Consider the following 19,676-nt stretch of genomic DNA (forward strand, 5'->3'; position numbering starts at 1 on the left):
CCAATTCAGGCCGCAATTCAGCCACATTTAAGGATTGCCGCATGGGGGGGCGCTGTCAATTAGTATCTAATAATTTGCATTTATAGGTTGAGTTTTTCACACTTGGGTTGTGTTTCGACCGCTATTCCCGGAAAGAATCATCGGAAATCACCTTATGTGAAGGCTGAGGAAAGATGTTCAATATCCATGCATTACATTGATTCGTTTCCAATTTAGCATTCGATTGTTTCTGCTTCTGGTTGATCTGTGTGGCACTTCAGTTCGCGGGTTCTCCATCCTGGCAGCAAGGGGATGCACCCGAAAGTGGTATGGGCCATTCACAAATAGCGCATCGCCCTGGTTTATTGGGGCAGCTACGTTCAGGTATTCAGCACGCGCATTAGCATGAAAAGCTCACCCTGACCGCGTTCTAGCGGCCCGACGACACGCGGCGGCGTTACGCGCCTCGACTCCGCGCGAGGTGCCATATCGAAGGCCATCTCACCCACGTCCCGAAGCCGCCTCCAAAGGCACGTCGTCCGTCACAGCGCCAGCTTGATCGGCTTGCCGTTCGCGGAGCGCGAACAGCACGCCATCATGCGCCGGTTCCCCGCCCGCTCGGTGCGGGTCAGCACCATGTCGCGGTGATCGATCTCGCCCTCCAGCACCCTGACCTCGCAGCTTCCGCAAAGCCCCTCGCAGCAATCGCTTGCCAGGTCGATGCCGGCTGCCTCGACCGTCTCCAGAAGTGTGCGATCCGCCGCGACCCTCAGCGTCAGGTTGGAATCCGTCAACTCCACATCGAACGCGGTTTCCTTCTCCGGGTCCAGGCCCGCGCCGCGCGCCGCGAAATATTCGAAATGCAACGTGCAATCGGGCCGCCCCGCCATCAGGGCCTCCAGCGCGTCGATCATTCGCGCAGGGCCGCAGGCATAGACGTGGCTGCCCGCTTGCAGACCGGCGACCAGCCCGGCCAGATCGGCGCGCGCGCCCTCGTCCGCCGGATAGACGCCCGCGCGCCCTGCGTGGTCCGCCTCCAGCCGGTCCGCAAACGCCATCGCGCTGCGCTCACGCCCGCAATAATGCACCTCGTAGTCGCGCCCCAACGCCTTGAGCCGGTCCGCCATGGCGATGATCGGCGTGATCCCGATCCCGCCGGCCACCAGCACATGCCGCGCTGCGTCCTCGTCCAGCCGAAACAGGTTGTGCGGCCCGCGCAGCTTTAGCTCCATCCCCTCGCGCACCGCGTCATGGATATGCGCCGAGCCGCCGCGCCCGTCTTCCTCGCGCAGGATCGCCACATCGTACCCCGCCGCATCCGGGCGCCCGCACAATGAGTACTTGCGGTCATACCCGTCCACGCACAGCTCCACATGCGCGCCCGCGCTCCAGCGGGGCAGGGGGCGCCCGCGCGCATCCTCCAGCGTCAGGCCAAGGATGCCATCCGCCTCGCGGCGCGCCTGCGTCACGCGGATGATGCGGGCGATGTCCCGGCGCGCCGGCGCCCCCACCGCGAATCGTTGCCGTGCACGCGCCAGCGCGGGATCGGCGCGCTCGGGGTTTTGCGCCGGGTCCCATTCCACCCACAGGTGATCGGGCCCCCGGAACGAGATGCTGGGCACATAGGTGAACTTCTGCTCGGCCAGTCGCAGATGCGGCAAGCGGCGGCTAATCTCTTCAAGGAATATCCGCATCTCCATCCGGCCGATATTCTTGCCCATGCACTGATGCCCGCCATACCCAAACGTCAGGTGATCGACCGCGTTGTCGCGGTATATGTCGAACGTATCGCCCCCTTCGAAATGCCGCTCGTCCTGGTTGCCCGAGGCCTGCACGATCAACAGCTTGGCCCCTTCGGGCAGATCCACGCCGCCCACGCGCGCCGGGCCGGTCGTCTCGCGCCTCCACGCCACGATCGAGCCGGAATAGCGCAGGCATTCCTCGACCGCGTTCGGGATCAGCGATGGATCGGCGCAGATATCGTGCCACGCGTCGCGATGCGACAGCAGCGTCTTGAACATGTTCGCCGAGGCCAGCGATGTCGTCTCATGCGCGGCCACGATGATCGCCATCATCATCGAATGCACATAGCTGTCGGTCACCACCTCGGGGATCTCTTCGTTCTTGCGGATGGTGTAATGCATCCACCCCTGGCCATCGGGATCGGCGCGCATCTTTTCGATCACCTGGCCGGCGTATTGCCAGAATCGCCCGACATCATGGGCGACCTGGAGTTGCTTTTCGGGGCTGGGCTTGCCCCAGGTATTCACCGAATGCGCCAATGAGAACGTGCGCAGCGTAGCGATCTCGTCCTCGGGCACGCCCAGGAAATGCAGCGCCACCATCAGCGGCACCTCGTAGAGCATCTCATCCACCAGGTCGGCCCGCCCGGTATCTATGAACGCGTCCACCTTTTCGCGGGTCAGCTCGCGGATCATCTCCTGCCGCGCCTCAAGGTTCTCGGGCATGAAATGCTCCATCAGGGCGCGACGGCGCTCCATGTGGGCGGGCTCGTCCTCGTTCACCATGGTGCGGTTCATCGCGTAGCCATAGCTGCGCAGAACCTCCATCGCCTCGGGGGTGGCGGGGGTGATCTTTTCCAAGGCATTGCGCGGGGAAAACAGGATGTTGTCGCTGAACACCGCCTTGATGTCGTCGTACCGGCTGACGATCCAGTAGCCCAGCTTTTCGCTGTAGAACACCGGCAGTTGTTCGCGAGACCAGCGCAGCGCCTCGGCCGGATTGCCCTGGTAGGGGGCATCGAACGGATCGAACCCCGCCGCCATCTGCGACATGGGGCAGCCCTCTGTTGCGGCGCTGGCGGCGGGGCTTTGGGTGTTTGTCGATGCTGTCATTTCCCGCGCGTCCTGTCTTTATGATTTACGTTTATCGTACAACGTGTCACTTATAACGAGGCTACCGAGGGTCGGCCAGCCTGTCAATCCGGCGCCGCGGCGCCGTGCCTTGGGGATATTCGTTAGGGGAACGCGCAACATGACCACCAACAAGCTCAGGACACTTGATCGCGGCCTCGCCGCGCTGGACCTCGTTGCGCGGGCCCGTGACGGGCTGAGGATCGCAGAGATCGCCGAGAAGCTCGGCGTTCACCGTGCGATCGCCTACCGCATCATTGCGACCCTGACCGACAACGCCATGGTGCAGCGCCTGCCGGACGGCCGGATTATACTTGGCAGCGGCGCGATCGTGTTGGCGGCCCATGCCGAAGGGGCGATACGGACGCTGGCCCGCCCGGTGGTCGAGGACCTTGCCGAGCGCACCGGCGCGACCGCGTTCCTGTCGATGGCGCAGGGGGCGGATTGCGTCGCGATCCTGACGGCCGAGCCGCGAAACGCGTTCCTCAACATCCATTACCGCGTCGGCACCCGGCACCCCATCGACAAGGGCGCCGCGGGGCTTGCCATCCTGTCGGGCCGCCCTGCGCAGCCGGATGATCCCGGCCCCGTCCAAACCGCGCGGCGCGACGGCTATAGCCTCACGCGCGGCGAGCTGCAAAAAGGCGCGGTTGGCGTGTCCAGCCCCGTGGCGCAGCCCCCGGGCAACGGGTTCGAATTCTCGATCGGTGTCGTTGCACTAGATGATCTGAATTTGGACGTCGCGCCGCACGCCGTCACGGACGCTGCTGAGCGCCTGTCGGCTTTGCTATGCGCTTCGTAGTCCCCCGGGAGCCACAACGCGCACCGTTCACAATTTGCCCTCCGGATCGCGCCCCCTGCACGCAGGGAGAGCCGCTTGAAGAGCTGAGCAGCGCCCGCCCATGGGGCGATCGGGCGCTGCCCGGCGGCGCTTCGCGCCTTTATCCCGGCATGGTGTCTTTCCGAAAGGGCGAAAAGTGCTCTTGGCCCCCGGCACCTGATCAATCGCCGTGAAGCCGGTCGATGATGCGATGGATCGTGGCGATGTCGTCAAAGATGCGGTGCAGGTCATCCTCGATCTCGTCCATCGGCGTGCTGAGAGATCCCATCTTGAGGAAATCGCCCTCGCGGCGCAGCGCCATAAAGAACGAATCGTCGTGAAACCCCGCCTGCATGCCCTGCGCCCCGTGGCGACCGCCCTCGGCTTCTGCGATGGCCAGCAGATTATCCAGGAAACCGGGTGCCAGAACATCGCGCGCCACGTCCGGGTCGGCGGCGTATACCTCGAAATGTTGCTCGAACTCCGGGTGCCCGGTGTCAACCTTGGGCATCCCCCGCCCCGATGAGCCGCCCAACAACTCGCCCAGCTTGTTGCCGATGCCGAAATCGCGCGCGATCAGGATACGCGTCGGGATCGGCTCGGGCACGGCAACGCGCATCAGCAACCCCTTGAACACGGTCCGCGACGAGCGATCACCGCTATCGTCGTCTGAACTGGTGCTGCTGCTCTTTTGGCTGATCAGGCGGGCCTCGACCAACGCGAAATCGGTCTCGCGATAGCGCCCCTCAAGGCGGTCGCTGATCTCGGCGCGGGTATAGCTTCCGACCACGCCCAGCTTCTGCATCCGCTCCAGGGCAAAACCCTTGTGCGCCTCGTGGTCGTGGCTCATATCGCCGACGAAATCGCACACCACGGGCATCACGGTCTGGGCCGCCGAGCCGGTCCATTTGCCCGTCTGCCGGTTCCATAGCACGAACGCCGCCACACCGCCAAAGGCCAGCGGCACGCCGAACCCGGCAACCAGCGCGCCAACCCCATCCGATCCGGATCCGAACAGCGTGAACAACACGCCAAACGCCGCCCCGACCGCCAGCGCGATCCCCGCATGGCGCCGGGCCTTGGCCAGGTACGTCTTGCGCTCGGCCTCCAGATCGCCCAGGCGCGGCGCGATGCGGTCTTGGAAAACCTCGGAAAACCCGGTCTCGATCTGTGATTTTTCGGTGAAAGTAACTGTCATTATGCCTTGGTTTCCTTTCGCTGTCCCTCGTGCGGAAACGCGGCAGGCCGTGCTGGATCGTTGGACCCACCCGGCACCCCCGCTCTCGCTCATGGCCGAGCCTCTCTGCCGCGGCGGGACATTGCAAGGGGTGTCTTGCACCCGCGCGGGCCGAAACGCCTGCCGCCCTCAGCCCTTGGCGCGCACGCCGCGGGCATAGGCGTCCTCGTGGCGGATGACATCATCTTCGCCCAGGTAGCTGCCGGTCTGCACCTCGATCAGGACCATCGGTAGCTTGCCGGGGTTCTCAAGCCGGTGGCGTGTGCCCAGCGGGATGAACACCGATTCGTTCTCGGTCACCAGTTGCACCTGATCCCCGATGGTTACCCGCGCGGTGCCCGCCACCACGATCCAATGCTCGGCCCTGTGGTGATGGCTTTGCAAGCTGAGCGCGGCGCCCGGGTTCACGACGATGCGCTTGACCTGGAACCGCCCTCCTTGCGCCAGGCTTTCGAACCACCCCCACGGCCGGAAATCGCGCGGCAGGGTTTCGGCCTGTGCCGCGTCCTGCGCCTTGAGGGTCTGAACCGCCAGTTTGACGTCCCGCACCCGGTCCTTGTGCGCCACCAGAACCGCGTCGGGCATCGCGATCGCCACGATATTGCTTAGCCCGATACCGACAAGGCGCTGATCGTCGGATTCCGCGCGCAGCAGTGTGTTCTCGCACCTGATGGCCAGCGCCGGACCATGCGTCACCATGCCGTCGCTGTCGGGGGCCCCGTGGCGCCACACCGCCTCCCAGCCGCCCAGATCGGACCAGTCGCCGCCGTATGGCATCACCGCCATGTCTCGCGCCTTTTCCATCACCGCGAAGTCGAGCGAAATGTCGTCGGCACCCTCCCAATGCGCGGGGTCCAGCCGCGTGAAGCCCAGGTCGCAATTGCCCCCATCGACCGCCGCACGCACGGCGGTCAGAATCCCTGGTGCGTGCGCCTCGAACGCCGCAAGGATCGTCTCGGTCGAGAACAGGAATATCCCCGCGTTCCACAGATGCGTGCCGCTTTGCAGCATCGCCTGCGCGGCCTCGGCGCCCGGCTTCTCGACAAAGCGCTTCAGGGGGTGCGGCCCCGGCGCGCCGCCGTCGGCCATATCTGCCCCGTCTTCCAGTTCCAGCCAGCCATAGCCGGTCTCGGCCCGGTCCGGGCGAATGCCGAAGGTCACGATTTGCCCGGCGCTGGCGGCGTCTGCGGCGGCCTGCACATGCGCGCGAAACGCGCCGCAATCGGGGATCACGTGATCCGACGGCGCCACCAGCATCAGCGCCCCGGGCGCGCGCGCATGCAGCGACACCGCCGCCGCGCAGACCGCCGGAGCGGTGTTGCGCGGCTCAGGCTCGATCAGGATCGAGGCGGGGCCGATCTCGGCGGCGGCCAGTTGCTCGGTCACGATGAACCGGAACTCCGACCCGGTGACCACGCTTGGCGGCGCGAAGCCCGGCCCCGCCAGCCGCCGCGCCGACGCCTGAAACAGGCTCTCGTCGCCGGTCAGGCGCGCGAACTGCTTGGGATAGCTCTTGCGCGACAGCGGCCACAAACGTGTGCCCGCCCCGCCGCACAGCAAAACAGGGTGAATGGTATGCGTCGTCATCTATGCCCCTTGGCCGTGATCCACCTGCACCGCACCCCAGCAGCGCACGCCGATCTTAACGCGCATACGCCCATTGAACAGCCGCAATCGGTGCGGCTGCCCAATGCGCGGTCATGCGGGCGCGCCCGATCAGCGCCGCCGCACCGCCCAGACGCGCGCGCCCAGCCCGATCGCGGGCAGGTGCGGGCCGTCCTCGGCCAGCAGCTTGTCCACCCGGCCATCGGCGATCGCGCGCGTCAGGCGCTCTTCGAATTGCGGATCTTCCAGCGTGTGATCGTTCAGTGACACGACGAACACGCCGCCGGGCGACAGGCTATCGATTGCGCCGTCGATATTCTCGGCCGGGGCCGCGCCCGCGCCGATTGCGCCGACCGCCGCGATGCCTGCGTATCCCTTGCCTGCCGCGTTCAGCGGCGCATCGGGGCTGCCGCGCCACAGTTCGCGGTAAACGCCCTTGGCCCGCGCCCTGTCGAGCATTCCTTGCGAAATATCGGTGCCGTCGATGGTCGTGAGCCCCGCCACGTGCAACGCCTCGCCGGAGATGCCCGTGCCACAGGCAAAATCAAGGATCGGCGCCGACAGATCGCCGATATGCGCAGCCAGCGCCGCGGCGCAGCGCGCGGGCGTGCGGTAATCGTTTTCGCGCAGGTCGCTGTCATAGCTGTCGGCCCAGTCGTCGTAATACTGGCGCATGCCCTCGCCGCCATCGACCGAGTAGATATTATCGAGGAAGGTGCTAGTGCTGGTCACGTCAGTCTCCTTGTCGTTTTGCCTGGCTGAGCGATAGCACCCCTTCCCGGAAGTTGCAAAAAGCGACTCATGTGACGTGAAAAGCGACATTTGCGACGCGCGCGCCCTGCCTGCGCTCAACCCTGCATGCCACTTTCATGCTCGGGGAATATCTGCCGCCGCTTGACCACCCCGTAGGCAAAGCTGGTATCGATCGACGCGATGCCGGGGATCGCGTGCAGCGTCTGGCGCACGAACCGCTCGTAGTCGTCCAGGTCTGTCGTCACCACCCGTAGCAGGTAATCCGCGCCCCCCGTCATCAGGTAGCAATCAAGAATCTCGTCCGCCGCCTCGACCTGGGCCTCAAAGCCGCGCACGAGCGTCTCGTTGTGCTGATCCAGCCGGATGCGCACGAACACCGTGATCGGCAGGCCATAGGCCTTTTGATCGACCAGTGCCGCATAGCCCCGGATCACGCCCCGCTCTTCCAGCAGGCGAACCCGCCGCAGGCAGGGCGACGGCGACAGGTTCACCCGCTCGGCCAGTTCCTGGTTGCTGAGGCGCCCGTTTTCCTGGAGCGCGCGGATGATTTGGTAGTCCTTGTTGTCCATGTGCCCCTCATTGGCAGAAAGTGCTAAAAAGCGTTGATATAGTAGCAGTATTTGGCTGCACCTGCCAGCGCGGCAATGGCAAGGTAAGGCAAGCTCAAACAAGGATGCCGCCATGACCCGCCAAAACCCCGATTTCGCCACCCGCGCCATTCACCACGGGTATGATCCGCAAGACGCGGGCGGCGCACTCACGCCGCCGGTGCACATGACCTCGACCTTTGCCTTCGACAGCGCCGAGGCGGGCGGCGAGATTTTCGCGGGCGAGGCCACAGGTCACGTCTATTCGCGCATCTCCAACCCCACGACCGACCTGCTGGAGGCTCGCATCGCCAGCCTCGAAGGCGCCGAGGCCGGCCTTGCCACCGCCTCGGGCATGGGCGCGATCGCCGCCGTGTTGTGGACCTTCCTGTCGCCCGGCGACGAGGTGATCGTCGATGAAACGCTCTATGGCTGCACTTTCGCCTTCATGCGCCACGGGCTGTCGCGGTTCGGCGTGCGCATCACCCATGTGGACATGACCGACCCGGCCAATGTCGAGGCGGCGATCGGCCCCAAGACGCGGCTGGTTTATTTCGAGACCCCCGCAAACCCCAACATGCGGCTGGTCGATATTGCCGCCGTTTCCGCCATCGCCCGGCACCACGGCGCGCGCACCGTCGTTGATAACACCTACGCCACCCCCGTCTTGACCCGCCCGATCGAGCTGGGCGCGGATATCGTGGTGCATTCGGCCACCAAGTACCTGGGCGGGCACGGCGATCTGGTGGCGGGCGTCGCCGTCGGCGGGGCCGAGGACATGGCCGAGGTCCGCATGGTTGGCCTCAAGGACATGACCGGCGCGGTGATGGCGCCGCTGACGGCGATGCTGCTGCTGCGCGGGTTGAAAACGCTGCACCTGCGGATGCAGCGCCACTGCGCCAGCGCCCGCATCGTGGCCGGCATTCTGGCCGCCCACCCGGCGGTGGAAGCGGTCCACTATCCCGGCCTGCCGGACGCGCCCGGCCATGCGCTGGCCTGCCGCCAGATGTCCGATTTCGGCGGCATGATCGCGTTCGAGTTGCGCGGCGGATACGCCGCGGGGGCCGCGATGATGAACCGGCTGCGCCTGATCGCGCGGGCGGTGTCGCTGGGCGATGCCGAGACCCTTATACAGCACCCCGCCTCGATGACCCACTCCACCTACACCCCCGAGGAACGCGCCGCTCACGGCATATCCGAGGGGCTGATACGGCTGTCGGTGGGGCTTGAAGGCGTGGGTGACATCATTGATGATCTGACGCAGGCCCTCGCCCCCACCGCGAAGGAGCAAGCCGCATGAGCACTCCACCGATCCCCCACCTTCGCATCGTGCAGCAGCGGCTTCTGTGGTTGGCCTGCTGGACCGTGCACAACGCCAACGCTTTGCGTCCCAAGGACGACGGCGATATCAAGGTCGGCGGCCACCAGGCGAGCTCGGCCTCGATGGTGTCGCTGATGACCGCGCTCTATTTCCACGCCTTGCGCCCCGAGGACCGCGTCGCCGTGAAACCCCACGCCTCGCCGGTGCTGCACGCCGCGCATTACCTGATGGGTCGTCAGAGCCGGGAAAACCTGGAGAACTTCCGCGCCTTCGGTGGCGCCCAAAGCTACCCCTCGCGTACCAAGGATAGCATTGATGTGGATTTCTCCACCGGCTCGGTCGGCCTGGGGGCGGCGATGCCGCTTTTTGCCGCGCTGACGCAGGATTACCTGCACGCCCACGGCTGGATCGACGGGCGCCCCGCGGGCCGCATGGTGGCGCTGATCGGCGATGCGGAGCTGGACGAGGGCAATATATACGAGGCCCTGCAAGAGGGCTGGAAGCACGATCTGCGCAACACGTGGTGGGTAATCGACTACAACCGCCAGAGCCTTGACGGCGTCATGCGCGAAGGCCTCTGGCGCCGGATCGAGGCGATCTTTACCGCCTTCGACTGGCGCGTTGTGCGCCTCAAGTACGGCGCCCTGCAACGCGCCGCCTTTGCCGAGCCGGGCGGCGAGGCCTTGCGCGACTGGATCGATGCGTGCCCCAACGCGCTCTACTCGGCGCTGACCTACCAGGGCGGCGCGGCCTGGCGCGCGCGGCTGATGGACGACATCGGCGATCAGGGCAAGACCGCCGCCCTTTTTGACCGGCGCAGCGATGCCGATCTCGCCGCGCTGATGGAGAACCTAGGCGGCCACTGCCTTGAGACCCTGTGCGAGGGCTTCGATGCCGTCGCCGATGACCGCCCGACCGTGTTCCTGGCCTATACCGTCAAGGGCCACGGCACCCCGTTGGCCGGGCACAAGGACAACCACGCCGGCCTGATGACCCCCGCGCAGATGGCCGATCTGCAAACCCGCCTCGGCGTGCCCGAGGGGCAGGAATGGGAGCCGCTGGCGGGCGTGCCCGACCCGGGCGCCTTTCGTGCGTTCCTGGATGATGTGCCGTTCTTCGCCGCCGGGTCGCGCCGCACCCGCACTGACCCACTGCCGGTGCCCACGCTGCCCGCACCGCAGGACCGCGTGCAATCCACGCAAGCGGGCTTTGGCAAGATCCTCGATGCGCTGGCCAAGGATGGCGGCCCTTTGTCGGACCGTGTCCTGACCATGTCGCCCGACGTGACCGTGTCCACCAACCTTGGCCCGTGGGTCAACCGACGGGGCCTTTTCGCCCGCGACGCACAGCCCGACACCTTCCGCGATCAAAAGGTGCCCAGCACGCAAAAATGGGCCTTTTCCCCCACCGGACAGCATATCGAGCTGGGTATCGCGGAAAACAACCTGATGCTGATGCTGGGCGCGGCGGGCCTGTCCCATAGCCTGTTTGGGCAGCGCCTGATCCCGGTTGGAACGCTCTATGATCCGTTCGTCGCCCGCGGCCTCGATGCGCTCAATTACGCCTGTTATCAGGATGCGCGCTTTGTCGTGGTGGGCACGCCCTCGGGCGTGACGCTGGCGCCCGAGGGTGGCGCGCATCAGTCCGTCGGCACGCCGCTGATCGGGATGAGCCAGGACGGCCTCGCCGCGTTCGAGCCCGCGTTCCTTGACGAATTGGCCCTGATCATGGGCTGGTCGTTCGACTACCTGCAACGCGACGGCGATGCCGCCCCGGACGAGCGGACATGGCTGCGCGATGAAACCGGCGGCTCGGTCTACCTGCGCCTGTCCACGCGGCCGGTGGAACAGCCCCTGCGCCGCGATGATCCCGGGTTCGCCCAGGGCGTCATCGACGGCGCCTATTGGTTGCGCCCGCCGGGGCCGAATGCTGACGTGGTGATCGCCTACCAGGGCTGCGTCGCCCCCGCCGCGATCGAGGCGGCGGGCCGCCTCGCCGGCGACAGGCGCGATATCGGCGTGCTGTCGGTGACTTCGGCCGACCGGCTCAATGCGGGGTGGACGGCGGCGCGCCGGGCACGGGCGCGCGGCCAGACCGGCGCGCGCAGCCTGGCCGAGCGACTATTGGACGATCTGCCACGCCATTGCACCCTGATTACCGTGATCGACGGGCACCCGGCGACGCTGGCATGGCTTGGCTCCGTCGCGGGGCACCGCACCGTGCCGCTGGGGGTCGAGCATTTCGGCCAGACCGGCACCATCGCCGATCTGCACCGCCATTACGGCATCGACGCGGATGCCATCACCGCCGCCGCCCGCCTAACACCGGGCCGCCCGGTGCGCTTCGTGGGGTAGGGAGGCTATGTTGGGCGCGGCACACCGGCCACCCGCCTCGCCGGGCATCGCCGGGCCACGACCGACCTCCCCCAGAAGGGCGCGTAGGCGATGTCGTTCATAACTTGACCGTCATCGGGGCTTGGAGGTACCCCCTCCGTACCACCGTTGCGAACGCGCCCTCCAGGTTGGTCGCGGCCCTTTGTTCCGGATATGACATTTGCCGCCCAAATTGGCTGCCTCTAGTCAGGCGCGGTGACCATCCATCCCGCCCTGCGCGGGTCGCAACCCGATTTCCGCCCGTCTCCCCGACAGGTCTTATGTAGCTCACCGGGAAACCTGCACCTCACGCCATGTAGACAAGCAAAAACAACAGGTTAGTATTCCCGTTTCACAGTGGAGGCCACGCAGGTTGACGCTGCGTCGTGTTCCCAATCGCTCCCGATGCCGCATCCCCAACATTGACAGAATTTAACGCCCCCTGTTTAGTTTCCCCTAACAAGCCCGGAAAGATCAGGGCAGGGAGGAACATCATGATCGCCACCGCAGGCCGCCCCCGCGCCGCGCCGCGCCTCGTGTGCCGGGGTACCCCATGGACCTGATCCAGCTTCTGATCGGCGGCGTCGCCTCGGGCTGCATCTACGGGCTGGTCGCCCTCGGCTTCGTTCTGATTTACAAGGCCACCGAAGGGGTTAATTTCGCGCAGGGCGACATGATGATGCTGGGCGCCTTCATCGCCCTCGGCTTCGTCAATTCCGATCATTTCGGCCTGGCCTTCATCCCCGGTGTCCTGCTTGCCGCCGCCCTGATGGGTGGGGTCGGCTACGGGATCGACCGCTTCATCGTGCGCCAGATTTTCGGCCAGCCGCAGTTCGCCCTCGTGATCCTCACCATCGCCCTCGGCTTCGTCCTGCGCTTCATCGCCGGGTCGATCTGGGGCTACTCTCCGCTGGTGCTGGAGACGCCCTTTGCCGGACAGACGGTGCCGCTGGGACGCATCAATATCGGGGTTGCCGATATCGTGACCATCCTCGTCACCGCCCTGCTCACGCTCGCCTTGTGGGGATTTTTCGCCTACACTCGCATTGGCCTCGCGGCGCAGGCCGCCTCGCAGAACCAGATGGCCGCCTATATCGTCGGCGTGCCGGTGAAGCGGATCAATTCGATCATCTGGGGCTTGTCGGGCGTGGTCGCCACCATCGCCGGGGTTCTCTTTGCCTCCAAGGGCGCGATCGACCCCAATGTCGGCCTGCTGGGAATCAAGGCCTTCGCGGCGGCGGTGATCGGCGGCTTCGGAAGCCTGCCAGGCGCCCTTCTGGGCGGTATCCTCATCGGCGTGGTCGAGCCGCTGGCAGCGCGATACCTGCCCGGCGGGATCAGCCAGATGTCCCCCTATATCATCATGCTGGCGGTGCTGGTGACGCGGCCCAACGGCCTGTTCGCCCAGATGCACGCCAAGAAGGTCTGAGCGCATGAAAGTGATCTTCAAGACCAGCTATGACCGCGACATCGACCTGCACAAGGATGGCTGGTCCCGCGCCCGGATCGCGGCGCTCGTGGCCGTGTTGGCCGCGCTGCCCTTCCTGGTGGGCGAGTATTACCTGGCGGAGGCCACCAACACCCTGATCTGGGCACTGGCGGGGATGGGCCTGATGCTACTGGTCGGGCACAGCGGACAGGTTAGCCTGGGTCACGCCGCGTTCCTGGCGATTGGCGCCTACACCGACGCGGCGCTGATGAACGCCGGGCTACCGTTTCTCGTGACCTTCCCCGCTGCGGCGCTTGCGGCGGGCCTTTTCGGCGCGCTGGTGGCGATTCCGGCGGTGCGGATGTCGGGCATCTACCTGGCCATCGCGACGCTGGCCCTGTTCGTGATCGTCGAGGAAATGGTTATCATCCTTGAGCCGATCACCGGCGGGGTGGGCGGCATCATGGCCCCCGCGATCGAGATCGCCGGCATCAATTTCGACCGCTACGCGAACCTCGATCACTTCTACTGGCTGTGCCTGACGGTGGTCGTGCTGGTCACCTGGGGGTATGCCAACCTGCTGCGCAGCCCCACCGGCCGCAGCTTTCTTGCCGTGCGCGACAGCGAGGTCTCGGCGCGCGCCCTGGGGATCAACGTGACCCGGACGCGGGCGCTGGCCTTTGGCCTCTCGTGCGCGATGACGGGCCTCGCGGGGGCGCTGATGGGCCATTACATCGCGTTCTTCAATTACGAGCTGTTCTCGGTCTTCATCTCGATCAACCTGCTGCTGGTGGTCACCATCGGGGGGCTGGGGTTCATCCAGGGGGCGTTCTTTGGTGCGATCCTGATCACGGCGGTGCCGCAGCTTATCGCGATCCTGCGCGGCGTCGCACGCGATAGCTTTGGCCTGGATATCGGGGGTATGCCGGGGCTGGATACGATGCTGTTCGCGATGATCCTGGTGGGCTTCATCATATACGAGCCGACGGGTCTCTATGGCCGGTGGCTGAAAACCAAGGTCTGGTTCGAGCTGTTCCCGCTGGCCCGGCGCGACATGTTCCGGCGGCAGAAATCCTACCTCAAGACGGAGCGTCAGAAATGAGCCTATTGGAGGTCGAGGATCTGGCGATTCATTTTGGCGGAGTGAAGGCCGTCGATGGAGTGTCTTTCAAGGTCGCGCCGGGCGAGGTGTTTTCGATCATCGGGCCGAATGGCGCGGGCAAATCGACGATCTTCAACCTCATATCGCGCATCTACAAGCCCACCCGCGGCACGATCCGGTTCGATGGCGCCGACATCACCGGGTTGCAGGCACACCAGGTGGCGCCGCTTGGCATTGCGCGCACGTTCCAGAATATCGAACTGTTCGATCATTCCACCGTGTTGGATAACCTGCTGATGGGGCGGCACACGCATCGCGACACGAACTTCGTGCAGGACATGCTGTTCCTGCCGGCTGTGCGGCGCGCCGAGCGCGCGCATCGCCGCCGTGTCGAGGAGGTGATGGAGTTTCTGGAGCTGGAGGCCTACCGCGAAAAGATGATCGCCGGGCTGCCCTACGGCGTGCGCAAGGTGGTCGAAATCGGTCGCGCGCTGGCCGTGGGGCCCAAGCTTATCCTGCTGGACGAGCCGGCCTCGGGCCTGTCGGTCGAAGAAAGCCAGGACGTCGCGTTCTGGATCGAGGACATGCGCCGCGACATGGGGCTGACGGTGCTGATGGTCGAGCATGACATGCGCCTTGTGGCGCAAGTGTCCGACCGGGTGCTGGCGGTGGCCAACGGCAAGCCCTTGGCGCAGGGGACGCCATCGCAGGTGCAGGCCGACGCAGGCGTGCAGGCGGCCTACCTGGGCACGGAGGTGGCACAATGACCGAGACGGTCCTGCAGGTGCGCAACGTCGAGACGTTCTACGGGGCGATCATGGCGCTCAGGGGGGTGACGCTGGATGTCCAGAAAGGCGAAATCGTCACCATCCTCGGGGCCAATGGCGCGGGCAAGACCACGCTGATGAAAACCGTGTCGGGCCTGATGGATCCGGAAAAGGGGCATATCGAGTTTGATGGCACCCGGATCGAGGGGATGGAGCCGGACAAGATCGTGAAAATGGGCCTGGCTCATGTGCCCGAAGGGCGCGAGGTTTTCCCCTATCTCACGGTCGAGGAAAACCTGCGCATGGGGGCCTATAGCCGCCGGGGCGGCGGCATCGCCGAGGATATCGAGATCGTCTATTCCTATTTTCCCGTGCTCAAGGAACGCCGCGCGCAAGCGGCGGGGTTCTTGTCGGGCGGGCAACAACAGATGCTGGCGATCGGGCGCGGCCTGATGGCGCGGCCGCGCTTGATGCTGCTGGACGAGCCATCGCTTGGCCTGTCGCCGCTTTTGACGCAGGAGATATTCGCGATCATCAAGCGCCTGAACGAAGAGCGGGGCGTGACCATGCTCTTGGTCGAGCAAAACGCCAACGTGGCGCTACAGACCGCGCACAAGGGCTATGTTCTGGAGATGGGGCGCATCGTGATGGCCGGCAGCAGCGAGGAATTGCGCAACTCCGAGGACATCCAGGAGTTTTACCTTGGCCGCAAGGACGAGGGGCAGCGCGGCCAGAAGCGCTGGAAGCGGCGCAAGACATGGAGGTGAGCGTGGCGCAGGGCGATCAAGGGATCATTCCGGACAATGAGCCGATCATTCTGGACGGCTGCGACACGATTGTCGGGCTCTGGGCCAAGCGCTGCGGCGAAATGGGCGAGCGGGTGGCGCACCGCGAGAAAAAGCTGGGCATCTGGCAGGCCTACACCTGGAGCGACTATTACCATGGGGCTCGCTGTATCGGACTGGCGCTGCTGTCGCTGGGTCTGGAGAAGGGACAGGCGGTGCAGATCCTGTCGGAGGACCGGCGCGAGTGGCTTTATTGCGATCTGGGCGTGGCCGCTGTCGGGGGCATCCCCTCGGGAGTTTATACGACCGACAGCGCCGAGCAGCTTGCCTATCTGGTCAACGATTCAGGCGCCGCGTTCCTGTTCGTCGAAAATGACGAGCAACTGGACAAGTTCCTTGAGGTGCGGAGCCAGATGCCAGATCTGAAAAAGGTCATCGTGTTCGACAGCGAGGGGCTGGCCGATTTCCACGATCCGCAGGTGATGTTCCTTGATGAGCTGCTGGATATCGGCGAGGAGGAACTGACGGTACACACCGATCGGTTCGAGGCCGCGTTGGCGGCCGTGCAGCCAACCGATCCGCGCATGCTGATCTACACCTCGGGGACCACCGGCCCGCCCAAGGGCGCGATCATCACGCACCGTAATATGATTTACCAGCTTTCGGCGGGTCAGCAGCTTCTGGATTATGATCGCGACGACGAATTGCTGTGTTTCTTGCCGCTGTGCCACGTGCTTGAGCGGCTGATATCGGTCGAATTTCCCATATTCGCAGGTTGCCGCGTGAATTTCGCCGAAAGCCCCGAGACGGTTTTTGATAACCTGCGCGAGGTCAGCCCGAACAGTTTCACCGGCGTGCCGCGCATCTGGGAAAAGGTATATAGCCGCATAACGATCATGCGATCCGAGGCCGGATGGATCGGGCGCAAAGCGTTTGATTGGGCCGTGCGCGCAGGGATGCGCCGGGTGGCCGCGCGCGAAGAGGGGCGCGGCATGGGGGGGCTTGCGCGGCTTAACCTGATGCTGGCGGACCTTCTGGTTCTGCGCAACCTGCGCAACCTGGTGGGGTTGGCGCGCACGCGGCGCTGCACCTCGGGGGCGGCGCCGATCTCGCCCGAGTTGATCCGCTGGTTCGCGGCGATCGGCGTGGACCTGATAGAGGGGTATGGCATGACCGAAACCTCGGGCGTGGCCACCGTCAACCCGGTTGACGACAACCATATCGGCACCGTCGGCCCGCCTTTGCCGGGGCTGGGATTGCGCATCGCCGATGACGGCGAATTGCAGGTCAAGGGGCCGGCCGTGTTCAAGGGATATTGGAACAAGCCCGACAAGACAGCCGAGACGTTCACCGATGACGGCTGGCTGCGCACCGGCGATGTGGGGCGGATCGACAACCACGGCTGCCTGACGATCACCGGACGGCTGAAGGACATCATCATCACGGCGGGCGGCAAGAACATCACGCCGGCCGAGATCGAGAGCCGGCTGAAGTTCTCGCCCTACGTGTCGGACGCGGTGGTGATCGGGGACGGGCGAAAGTACCTGACCTGCCTGATCATGATCGATCAGGAAAACGTGGAACGCTTTGCCCAAGACCGGCAGATTCCCTACGCCGATTTTGCGTCGCTGACCCGCGCGCCCGAGGTGCGCGAGCTGATCGGGCAGGTGGTGGCCGAGACGAACAAGGCCTTTGCGCAGGTCGAGCAGATCAAGGATTTCCGCCTGATCGACATTTTGCTGACCGCCGAGGACGAGGAACTGACGCCGACGATGAAGCTCAAGCGCAATTACGTGAACCAGCGCCACGCAAACCTGATAGACAGTATGTATTAGCCATGGCGCAGGAGGAGGCGACGGGCAGACGGAAATACCAAAGGCAAACCAAATTCAAACGGGAGGAAAGAAAATGAAGACAGTCAAGGCACTAGCTACTGCTGCGGCCCTGTCATTGGGCGCGGGCGCAGCGGTCAACGCCGAAAACGGCGTGACCGATACGGAAATCAGGATTGGCGGCTCACACGACCTGTCGGGCATTTTCGCGCCCTTCTCGGTGCCTGCGGTGACGGCGGCCAAGCTCTATTTCGAGAAGGTCAATGCTGATGGCGGTGTCCACGGGCGCGAGATCACCTATATCGTCGAGGATCACGGTTACCAGGTGCCGCGCGCCGTTCAGGCGGCGAACAAGCTGATCAACCGGGATGAGGTGTTCGCGATGCTGCTCAACCTGGGCACGCCGCATAACCTTGCCATGTTCAAGCTGATGGAGCCGAAGAATATTCCGAACGTCAGCCCCCTGACGGCGGCGCGGCAGATGGTTGACCCGCCCGCACCGTGGAAGTTTGCCGGCACGGCCTCCTACTATGACGGCGTGAAGGCGACGGCGACCTACCTGGCCAACGAGAAGGGCGCGCAGACCTTTTGCCTGATGTATCTGCCGACCGATTTCGGTGCGGAGATCGAGGAAGGCGTGAAGGATGCCGCATCGGAAGTGGGCGCCGAATTCGGGGTTGAGACCAAGCACAAGCCCGATGAGAGCGATTTCACCGGCGCCCTGGGCAAGATCCGCGAGGGTGGCTGCGACACTGTTGGCCTGGCGCTTGGGGTCGGGCAGACGATCAATGTGGTCGCCACCGCGCACAAGATGGGGATGGAGGACATCAACTTCCTGACGTCCAGTGCGGGATTTCATACCGTTGTGGCCAAGGGTCTGGCGCAGCAGGGCGTGATGGGTGGCCTTTATGCCGGGGCTGGCTGGCAGGACCTGGAGGCGCGGATGGATACGCCCGAGGTGGCGCAATGGGTCAAGGCCTATACCGAGGAGACGGGCGAGAATTTCCCCGGAACCGGCGCGCTGTTGGGGCGGTCGGCTGCGGAGATCCTGGTGCGGGCGCTTGAGGCGGCTGGACCAGAGCCTACGCGCGAGAAATTTATCGAGGCGATGGAAGGGCTTGACTATGACGACGAGATCGCCGGCAACCATGTGAGCATGAGCGAGGACGACCATGTTGCGGCGTCCGAAATCTATGTCTCGGTTGTCGAGGATGGCTCTTGGAAGCTGGTTCAGACCATCGAGTGACCGCGTTTCTTGACGGGTGAACAGGGAAAGGGGGCGCCATTTCGGTGCCCCTTTTCACGTCCGGGTGGGGATGAGGTTTGGCCCTGCCGGGGGCTGCGGAAAGGGGGGGTGTATTGCGTCGGTATCGCGTCGGTATTGCGCCGGTGCGGCCGCGCGCTGCGCCAAGGCGGCGTTAACCGTTTCCGGGCGAGGGTGCCCACCCGCAACCGGAGACCCGCCGCATGGCCCGCATGACCAAGACCGAACGCATCGCCCGCGACAGGCTGATGAAGGACCTCATCCACCTGAGCCGCGATGGATGGATCGACACGACACTGGCCGAGGAGGTGCCGGACGCCTGGCACACGCTGGAGGCCGACCTGGACGTGGAGGAGCCGCGCGAGAAGGTGACGCTGTACCTCGACCGGTCGGTGGTGCGGTTCTATCGCGGCATGGGGCGCGGATACCACGCGCGGATCAACCGGCTGCTGAGGACATGGGCGCAGATGAAGATCGCGGGCGAGGTGCAGCTTGATGCGTACCTGGAGAAGCGGATGTCGGGGGGAGAGGATGAGGCGGAGGGGGAGGAGAAGGAGACGCCGGAGAGCTGAGCGCGACACCTGCGATATCTTCGCCGGATCACCCCACGATCCGGTTCGCGCCCGACCCTGCCGGGGTGCCTGTCTTAAATGATGGGAACCCTTGAAGCCATGGTAGCGGGGCCCCTGCGCCTTGTCCCTGAGCCGCACGATTGCCGACGCGCGCGGGGGCGATCCGATGGTGGTGCGGGGCGCTTTATCCCGCCGCGTGGCTCTGTTGCACAAAGCGCGTGAGGGATTCATGTCGCGAATCCAGTGTGGTAGCTGGGCGACATGAGCAGACCCACACCCCCAACCTACAAGACCAGGAACTGGCCGGCCTATAACGAAGCGCTCAAGCGCCGTGGCTCGCTGACAGTCTGGTTTGACCCGGAGATGATCTGGGAGGCT

At 65.0% G+C, this 19,676-nt stretch carries 15 protein-coding genes and 1 pseudogene; 11 read left to right on the plus strand and 5 right to left on the minus strand.

Going from position 1 to position 19,676, the window contains the following annotated elements; genetic code table 11:
- Positions 1–521: 521 nt before the first annotated feature.
- The gene (locus G568_RS0114525) at positions 522–2,834 is read right to left on the minus strand and encodes a cytochrome P450/oxidoreductase (protein ID WP_051203029.1); all 2,313 of its coding nucleotides are present in this window, start codon (positions 2,832–2,834) and stop codon (positions 522–524) included.
- Between the two features lie 139 nt (positions 2,835–2,973).
- Here G568_RS0114525 and G568_RS0114530 point away from each other — a divergent pair, with 139 nt between their 5' ends.
- The gene (locus G568_RS0114530) at positions 2,974–3,654 is read left to right on the plus strand and encodes an IclR family transcriptional regulator (protein WP_037374250.1); all 681 of its coding nucleotides are present in this window, start codon (positions 2,974–2,976) and stop codon (positions 3,652–3,654) included.
- Positions 3,655–3,853: 199 nt separating this feature from the next.
- Here G568_RS0114530 and G568_RS0114535 read toward each other — a convergent pair whose 3' ends face one another.
- From G568_RS0114535 to G568_RS0114550, 4 genes are all read right to left on the minus strand, one after another.
- Positions 3,854–4,870 carry a DUF3137 domain-containing protein gene (locus G568_RS0114535; RefSeq protein WP_026758714.1) on the minus strand — a complete coding sequence of 339 codons (1,017 nt, stop codon included), beginning with the start codon at positions 4,868–4,870 and terminating at the stop codon, positions 3,854–3,856.
- Positions 4,871–5,038: 168 nt separating this feature from the next.
- Positions 5,039–6,496, minus strand: a complete 1,458-nt coding sequence (locus G568_RS0114540; RefSeq protein ID WP_026758715.1) for a mannose-1-phosphate guanylyltransferase/mannose-6-phosphate isomerase — start codon at positions 6,494–6,496, stop codon at positions 5,039–5,041.
- 129 nt (positions 6,497–6,625) lie between these two features.
- Entirely contained in the window at positions 6,626–7,246 is a 621-nt protein-coding gene (locus G568_RS0114545) for a class I SAM-dependent DNA methyltransferase (protein ID WP_026758716.1), read from the minus strand.
- A gap of 116 nt (positions 7,247–7,362) precedes the next feature.
- A complete protein-coding gene (locus tag G568_RS0114550; protein WP_026758717.1) occupies positions 7,363–7,836 on the minus strand; it encodes an Lrp/AsnC family transcriptional regulator in 474 nt (157 codons plus the stop codon).
- 112 nt (positions 7,837–7,948) lie between these two features.
- Between G568_RS0114550 and G568_RS0114555 the strand changes: the two genes are divergently transcribed.
- The 10 genes and pseudogenes from G568_RS0114555 to G568_RS20310 form a co-directional block, all read left to right on the plus strand.
- Positions 7,949–9,154: a methionine gamma-lyase gene (locus G568_RS0114555; RefSeq protein ID WP_026758718.1), complete on the plus strand. Its 1,206-nt coding sequence runs from the start codon at positions 7,949–7,951 to the stop codon at positions 9,152–9,154.
- Positions 9,151–11,529 (plus strand): 1-deoxy-D-xylulose-5-phosphate synthase N-terminal domain-containing protein, encoded by a 2,379-nt coding sequence (locus tag G568_RS0114560; protein ID WP_026758719.1) that lies wholly within the window; start codon positions 9,151–9,153, stop codon positions 11,527–11,529. The genes G568_RS0114555 and G568_RS0114560 overlap by 4 nt, the downstream gene beginning before the upstream one ends.
- Before the next feature lie 571 nt (positions 11,530–12,100).
- Entirely contained in the window at positions 12,101–12,976 is an 876-nt protein-coding gene (locus G568_RS0114565) for a branched-chain amino acid ABC transporter permease (RefSeq protein ID WP_026758720.1), read from the plus strand.
- 4 nt (positions 12,977–12,980) lie between these two features.
- Positions 12,981–14,078, plus strand: coding sequence for a branched-chain amino acid ABC transporter permease (locus tag G568_RS0114570; protein ID WP_026758721.1), 1,098 nt, complete (start codon positions 12,981–12,983; stop codon positions 14,076–14,078).
- Positions 14,075–14,845 carry an ABC transporter ATP-binding protein gene (locus G568_RS0114575; protein ID WP_026758722.1) on the plus strand — a complete coding sequence of 257 codons (771 nt, stop codon included), beginning with the start codon at positions 14,075–14,077 and terminating at the stop codon, positions 14,843–14,845. The genes G568_RS0114570 and G568_RS0114575 overlap by 4 nt, the downstream gene beginning before the upstream one ends.
- Positions 14,842–15,612, plus strand: coding sequence for an ABC transporter ATP-binding protein (locus tag G568_RS0114580; RefSeq protein ID WP_026758723.1), 771 nt, complete (start codon positions 14,842–14,844; stop codon positions 15,610–15,612). The genes G568_RS0114575 and G568_RS0114580 overlap by 4 nt, the downstream gene beginning before the upstream one ends.
- Positions 15,603–17,465, plus strand: coding sequence for an AMP-dependent synthetase/ligase (locus G568_RS0114585; RefSeq protein WP_051203032.1), 1,863 nt, complete (start codon positions 15,603–15,605; stop codon positions 17,463–17,465). Before G568_RS0114580 ends, G568_RS0114585 begins: the two co-directional genes overlap by 10 nt.
- 73 nt (positions 17,466–17,538) lie before the next feature.
- Entirely contained in the window at positions 17,539–18,708 is a 1,170-nt protein-coding gene (locus tag G568_RS0114590) for an ABC transporter substrate-binding protein (protein ID WP_026758725.1), read from the plus strand.
- A gap of 221 nt (positions 18,709–18,929) precedes the next feature.
- A complete protein-coding gene (locus G568_RS18955; protein WP_051203034.1) occupies positions 18,930–19,298 on the plus strand; it encodes a BrnA antitoxin family protein in 369 nt (122 codons plus the stop codon).
- Between the two features lie 261 nt (positions 19,299–19,559).
- Positions 19,560–19,676, plus strand: a pseudogene (locus G568_RS20310) (IS5/IS1182 family transposase); the annotation flags it as partial.

Origin of the sequence: Sediminimonas qiaohouensis DSM 21189 (assembly GCF_000423645.1) — a bacterium.
GTDB classification, from domain to species: Bacteria; Pseudomonadota; Alphaproteobacteria; order Rhodobacterales; family Rhodobacteraceae; genus Sediminimonas; species Sediminimonas qiaohouensis.

Bases quoted from the DNA above. Each gene is read 5' to 3' on its own strand.
- G568_RS0114555 (WP_026758718.1), top strand. From the start codon at position 7,949: ATGACCCGCCAAAACCCCGATTTCGCCACCCGCGCCATTCACCACGGG.
- G568_RS0114560 (WP_026758719.1), top strand. From the start codon at position 9,151: ATGAGCACTCCACCGATCCCCCACCTTCGCATCGTGCAGCAGCGGCTT.
- G568_RS0114530 (WP_037374250.1), top strand. From the start codon at position 2,974: ATGACCACCAACAAGCTCAGGACACTTGATCGCGGCCTCGCCGCGCTG.
- G568_RS0114565 (WP_026758720.1), top strand. From the start codon at position 12,101: ATGGACCTGATCCAGCTTCTGATCGGCGGCGTCGCCTCGGGCTGCATC.
- G568_RS18955 (WP_051203034.1), top strand. From the start codon at position 18,930: ATGGCCCGCATGACCAAGACCGAACGCATCGCCCGCGACAGGCTGATG.
- G568_RS0114550 (WP_026758717.1), bottom strand. From the start codon at position 7,836: ATGGACAACAAGGACTACCAAATCATCCGCGCGCTCCAGGAAAACGGG.
- G568_RS0114590 (WP_026758725.1), top strand. From the start codon at position 17,539: ATGAAGACAGTCAAGGCACTAGCTACTGCTGCGGCCCTGTCATTGGGC.
- G568_RS0114585 (WP_051203032.1), top strand. From the start codon at position 15,603: ATGGAGGTGAGCGTGGCGCAGGGCGATCAAGGGATCATTCCGGACAAT.
- G568_RS0114535 (WP_026758714.1), bottom strand. From the start codon at position 4,870: ATGACAGTTACTTTCACCGAAAAATCACAGATCGAGACCGGGTTTTCC.
- G568_RS0114580 (WP_026758723.1), top strand. From the start codon at position 14,842: ATGACCGAGACGGTCCTGCAGGTGCGCAACGTCGAGACGTTCTACGGG.
- G568_RS0114575 (WP_026758722.1), top strand. From the start codon at position 14,075: ATGAGCCTATTGGAGGTCGAGGATCTGGCGATTCATTTTGGCGGAGTG.
- G568_RS0114525 (WP_051203029.1), bottom strand. From the start codon at position 2,834: ATGACAGCATCGACAAACACCCAAAGCCCCGCCGCCAGCGCCGCAACA.
- G568_RS0114570 (WP_026758721.1), top strand. From the start codon at position 12,981: ATGAAAGTGATCTTCAAGACCAGCTATGACCGCGACATCGACCTGCAC.
- G568_RS0114540 (WP_026758715.1), bottom strand. From the start codon at position 6,496: ATGACGACGCATACCATTCACCCTGTTTTGCTGTGCGGCGGGGCGGGC.